Annotated in this window: 6 protein-coding genes; 3 read left to right on the top strand and 3 right to left on the bottom strand. The window is 68.1% G+C overall.

What is annotated here, in order from left to right; genetic code table 11:
- The first annotated feature begins 258 nt into the window (after positions 1-258).
- Positions 259-729, top strand: a complete 471-nt coding sequence (locus I6U14_RS08850; protein WP_296898563.1) for a hemerythrin domain-containing protein — start codon at positions 259-261, stop codon at positions 727-729.
- A 290-nt stretch (positions 730-1,019) separates the two neighbouring features.
- Here I6U14_RS08850 and I6U14_RS08845 read toward each other — a convergent pair whose 3' ends face one another.
- Positions 1,020-3,125 carry a CHASE2 domain-containing protein gene (locus I6U14_RS08845; RefSeq protein ID WP_296898561.1) on the bottom strand — a complete coding sequence of 702 codons (2,106 nt, stop codon included), beginning with the start codon at positions 3,123-3,125 and terminating at the stop codon, positions 1,020-1,022.
- A gap of 12 nt (positions 3,126-3,137) precedes the next feature.
- Here I6U14_RS08845 and I6U14_RS08840 point away from each other — a divergent pair, with 12 nt between their 5' ends.
- Positions 3,138-3,536, top strand: a complete 399-nt coding sequence (locus I6U14_RS08840; protein WP_296898560.1) for a FecR domain-containing protein — start codon at positions 3,138-3,140, stop codon at positions 3,534-3,536.
- Between the two features lie 108 nt (positions 3,537-3,644).
- Here the strand turns inward: I6U14_RS08840 and I6U14_RS08835 are convergent, their stop codons facing one another.
- Positions 3,645-4,403 (bottom strand): MBL fold metallo-hydrolase, encoded by a 759-nt coding sequence (locus I6U14_RS08835; protein ID WP_296898558.1) that lies wholly within the window; start codon positions 4,401-4,403, stop codon positions 3,645-3,647.
- Positions 4,403-4,747 (bottom strand): DUF3127 domain-containing protein, encoded by a 345-nt coding sequence (locus I6U14_RS08830; RefSeq protein WP_296898556.1) that lies wholly within the window; start codon positions 4,745-4,747, stop codon positions 4,403-4,405. The genes I6U14_RS08835 and I6U14_RS08830 overlap by 1 nt, the downstream gene beginning before the upstream one ends.
- Positions 4,748-4,817: 70 nt before the next feature.
- On the opposite strand from I6U14_RS08830, the gene I6U14_RS08825 reads away from it, so the two are divergent.
- Positions 4,818-5,068 (top strand): hypothetical protein (locus I6U14_RS08825; protein WP_296898555.1); only part of this gene is annotated, 251 nt, incomplete at its 3' end.

Here is a 5,068-nt window from a genome sequence, read left to right as displayed (position 1 = left end):
GGTGGGGGGGGATGGGGGGGGTTGGGGGTGGGGGGGGGGGCTGAGGGGGGGTGGGGGGGTGGGGGGCGGGGGTTGGGGGCAGGATGGCACGGTTAGCGGCAGTATGGGCAAGCATGGCTCGGCGCGAATTGATGCAGGGGCGGTCGTCGCCGTTGGTCCCTTGCAGGGACGGAAGAAAAGTACCGCAGCTAGGTTGACCGGCTTCGGCGGCCTGGCGGAGGCTTACAACTTGTCCCCGAACCCTGATAGGAGTGTTCCATGCGACGTGATCCGAGCCTGCGCAGGCTCTCGAGGGACCATCACTCCGGCCTTGTGCTGGCCAAGCGCATGCGCGAGCTGGCGTCTGCCGACGCCGCTCGGCGGGATGCCGACTGGGCCGAGGCGCAGGCCCGCTTCGCCGACGAGCTGGAGCCGCACTTCCGGCTCGAAGAACAGGGGCTGCTGCCGGCCCTCCGCGCCGCCGGCGAAGCCGCGCTGGTCGAGCGCACGCTGGCCGAGCACGCCGAGCTGCGCCAACTGATCGGCGGTGGGGCCGAGCAGGTCGCGGAGCGGTTCGCAAAGGCTTTGACCGCGCACATCCGCTTCGAAGAAGCGACGCTGTTCGAGACGGCGCAGCGAGTGCTCCACCCGCAGGTGCTCGCGGAGCTCGGCGCGCTGCACGAGCAAGCTGCGCGGCCCGCGTGCGCCCTATCGGGATCGGTTTCGGGGTCCGGAGACGGAACGCACTGAGCCCCGCACCCGGCGTGACTGAGACAACCTGGCCGGACCGCCCGATCCGGCGGGCTCCTGCGGCGGTTTGGCGACCCCTCTGGTGCTTCGCGTTGAGCTACTCTTGGGGACCTCGAAAAATGCCTTCCATGGCATTTTTCGAGACGCGAAGCGAAAACGCGGTTTCCGCTTCGCTCCATTTCTCAAGCGCTTAGGCGCTCGAGAAATGGCGGGGCATCCTGCCCAGCACGAGCACCTCGAATTTTTCGAGGTGCCCTCTTCCAGGTGCCGCAGCCTGGATTGCGGCCGACTCATTGCTCCAGCCGGATCTCGACACCGCTCCCACCGCCGCGCAGGCGCTGCAGATGGAAACGCACCAGCCCGTCTTGCGGGAAGCGCGTCGCACAGGCCTCGAAGGCGGCGAGCGCGTGAGGACTCCTCTGCTCGGCCAGATCATAGGCGTGGTCGTAGGCGGCCGCGAGGCCGCTGTCGATGTCTGTCTGTGTGAGCGGCGTGTATGTCTGGATGGGGTTGCGCTTGCCCTTCAGGACCAGGGCGCCGATGGGTCGCAGTGGCGTCTGCGGACACTGCGCCGCGGTCTCGGCACTGATGGCGACGCGGGTGCCGAAGAATCGGTTCGCGGACTCGAGCCGGGCCGTGGTGTTGATGGGGTCGCCGAAGGCGCGGTAGTCGAGCTGGCTTCGGCCACCGAAGTTACCGACGATGACCTCGCCAGTGTGCACGCCGATGCGGGTGTCACCGAAGGGCACGCCCTCGCCGCGCATGCGCCCGGTAAAGCCCGCGGCGAAGCGGTCGATGGCCAGCGCGCAGTCGAGCGCCCGCCGCGCGTGGTCGGGCTGGACCACGGGGGCCGAGAAGTGCACCGACACGGCATCGCCGACGATGCGCTCCAGGGTCCCGTCGTGCTCGAAGGCGATGCGAATCAGCCCGTCCAGATACTGATTCAGCAGATCCACTAGCTCCTCCGGCGCCGCCCGCTCCACCAGCGGCGTAAAGCCCGCGAGATCGGTCATGACGAAACTGCACTCGCGCCGCTCGCCGCGCAGTCGCAGCTGATCGGGGTGGCGCATCAGATGCCGCACCAGGTTCGGGGAGACGAAGCTCGAGAAGGCGCGCTCCACGAACCGCCGTTCACGATCGGTGACCACATAGCCGGCCAGTGACAGCGTGGTGAAGACGGTGATGATGGTGATGCCGGGCGTCAGCGCGTCGAACAGCAGCAGGTGCCCGCGGAACAGCCAGAAACCGCCGGCGAGCACCGCGGCCACCAGCAACAGTCCCGTGACCACCAGCCAGGCGCCGCGGACGCGAAAGGACAGCAGGATGAGCAGCAACGACCCGAGCGCACCCACCAGCGCCTCGGCACCTGCGACCCAAGGCGGGCGCAGCGGGTGCGCGCCCGTCAGCAGCTGGCTCAGCGCCTGGGCGTGGATCACCGCCGCGCTCAGCGATTCCCCTAAAGGAGAGGTCACAGTGCTGGCGATGCCGGGGGCGGAGATGCCGATCAGCACAATGCGGTCCGTCAGCAGCGGCGCCGGGACCTCGCCAGCCAGCACCTCAGCGGCACCGAGCACGGGTAAGGACGCGCGCGGGGCATAGTGCAGCCAGATCTCGCCGTTGTCGTTCAGGGGCACCGTGCGGGAGCCAACCCGAAGGGAGAGCGGCACATCCGTGCCGGCGTCGGCTGCGATACGGATCACATAGGAGCCGGCGCCAGTCGCCACGCGCAGCACCTCGGCGGCCAGCGACGGGAAGAGACCCTCTCGCCACTGCACCAGCAGCGGCACGCGGCGCAGGCGCCCGTCACGATCGGGAAACACGTTCAGGGCGCCGAGGCCTTGGGCGGTGCGGACACTCTCTGCGGCCGGGAGCAGCGTCGCGGGTAACCGATGTTGCAGCCGCGGCGTCGCCGCGCCGACCACGGCAAGACCCGCAGCGCGCGGGGGCGGCGCAGTGCTGTTGCCCTGCTCGGTCAATGCATAGCCGATGACGCTTGGGGCCAAGGCGAGCGCCTCGGTCAGTCCGTCCTTGGGCATTTCGGGTGCCGGGTCGCCCTCGGCCCTCGATGGCGGCGTACCGGGCTCGGCGGCCTCCGCCGGGATCAGGGTCAGCGCCACCGTCTCGGCGCCCGCGGCCACCAGTCGCCCAAGCAAGCGACCGAGCGTCGCCTGTGGCCAGGGCCAGGGGCCGTAATCCGCCAGGGCCTGCTCGTCGATCTCGACGATGGTGACGGGCGTCTGTGGCGAAGCCGGGAACACCGCCATGTAGGCATCGAACAAGAGATTGCGCATGGTGGAGAAGGCCTGGGGGCAGCAGATCTGCGCGTACACGGCGACGCCGAGCAGCGCCGTCGCCAGCAGCGGCGGCAGCAGTCTCGGGCGCAGCCCCCGGGTCATGCGACAGCCCCGATGGATTGGCGCTTCATCCTCCGCTCAATACCTGCGAACGACGAGTTCGTCTACTCGCCCGAGCCGACATCCACCACCGAGGCCACCCTGAATCTGCTCAAAGGTGCCCTACTCTACATCGGCGACAAGCTGCGGGGAGAGGAGCGCCGGCGCGTACTGATCCGCACCCCCGTGGCCATCCTCGGCGTGCGCGGCACGCACTTCTGGGTGGGCCCCATCGATGACGCCACCGGGGTGCTCGTGGTCGACGGTGAGGTCTTGGTCAGCAACCCCACTGGCCGAGTCCGGCTAGGCGCCGGCGAGGGCACCATGATTCAGGCCGACGGCTCGCTGTCGCCGGCAAAGACCTGGGGCGAGGCCAAAGTGCAGCGCGCCTTGGACATGGTGGCGCTCGACTGACATTGGAGACGATACCGGTCGATCAGCATCGGCATCGATTCCACGATCGAGCCTGAGCGGCATGCCGCCACGATGTCCGTCCGCATGCGCTATTTCCATGCGGCCTTGCTAGCCAAGCCGGGGCCGAAGCGGAATCTCCCGGCCAGCGCCACCCTCCGCATACCGCTCCCCATAGGCCTGCCTAAAGGCGGCGCGCGCGGCATCGCCGGTGCAGTGCGTCGGCAACACATAAGCGACGTCCAGCTCCTCGAGGACACCGACGCAATGGGCAATCTCCGACGCGCCGGCGTACATCAGATGAAAACCGCCGATGGCCCAGTCGACAGGGCGCATGAGCATAGCAGTCCCACGCTCCACCACTCGTTCCATGCCGGGGTGCGCGCAGCCGCTGATAACGGCGCTCACCGCTGCCCCGTCCGCCAAGGCCGCGTCCAGCACGAGCCCCTGCTCCGGCGGACCTTGTTGCGTCGGGCGCGCGCTCAGCATGCCGGTGCTGAACAGCCCGGGCGCGAGCTGCTGCGGCTCGGTGCTCACGATCAACAAGTCCCGGCACTGTCCGCGCAGGTCGGCGATCAGGTGCTTGGAGAAGCCCTCGTGCAGCACCAGGGTGAGGTCTTGGTTGCGCTCCAGCACCGAGTCGAGACCGCCGATGTGGTCCCAATGCGGATGCGACAGGAACAGCAGATCCACGGCCGCCGGATCCAGCCCAAGGGCCGCCATATTGCGCAGGAGTACCCGACCGTTGCTGCCGGTGTCGAACAGGATGCGCTGCTCACCGATCTCGACCAGTGCCGCGAAGCCCCAAAGGCTCTCGAGCCCGGGCAGCCCAGGGACGTTGTCGAACAGGATGGTTAGACGCGGCAGCACTAGAACGGCGGCTCGTCATTGAACAAAGGCGGCTCTCCCTCGCCCTGCTCGAAGTCGTCTCCCGAGCCCGCGTCCGCGCCGGCGGCATCGATGCGCCAGGCTTTGACGTCCGTGTACCAGCGGCCGTTGTACTCGCGGCTCTCGAGGTCGAAGTGCACAGTAACGTCCTGCCCCTGCTGGATCTTGAACTGGTCGATTTTGTCGCCCCACAGCATGAAGCAGACCTGGCGCGTGAAATCGCCCTGTGCCGTCTCCAGGACGTACTCCTGCTTGCGCCATGGGCCGCGGGCGGAGGTGCCGGACTTCTCCGGCAGGACTTGCGTAATCTTGCCTGTCAGTTCCAAGGCTCGTGGGTCTCCGAAAGGATTGGATGGTTGCATGGACGGGTGTGCAGCGGCGGGCTGCATACCTGCCATGCTACCGGACAAAGCCAACGCACGCCGAGGACAGACGCGCCGCCGCAGTCGAATCCCGCGGCCGCGTCTCGAGAAATACCTGCGCTTTGTCGGCGAGAAGAAGGCCGGCATCGCGCTGATGGAATACGCGCTGACCTACGCTACGAAGCGCCTGGCCCCGTCGAGCATGGACATCCAGGTGGACGGGCGCCTAGGGAAGCGCCGATTTATTGGCGCTTCCCGTGTGGGGCAGGATGCCCCGCCATTTTC

Source organism: Thiohalocapsa sp., from assembly GCF_019695415.1.
In the GTDB taxonomy this organism is placed as follows: Bacteria; Pseudomonadota; Gammaproteobacteria; order Chromatiales; family Chromatiaceae; genus Thiohalocapsa.
The sequence above is the reverse complement of the archived record's forward strand: the minus strand, read 5'-3'. Positions and strand labels throughout refer to the sequence as shown.

Bases quoted from the DNA above. Each gene is read 5' to 3' on its own strand.
- I6U14_RS08840 (WP_296898560.1), top strand. From the start codon at position 3,138: ATGGATTGGCGCTTCATCCTCCGCTCAATACCTGCGAACGACGAGTTC.
- I6U14_RS08850 (WP_296898563.1), top strand. From the start codon at position 259: ATGCGACGTGATCCGAGCCTGCGCAGGCTCTCGAGGGACCATCACTCC.
- I6U14_RS08845 (WP_296898561.1), bottom strand. From the start codon at position 3,125: ATGACCCGGGGGCTGCGCCCGAGACTGCTGCCGCCGCTGCTGGCGACG.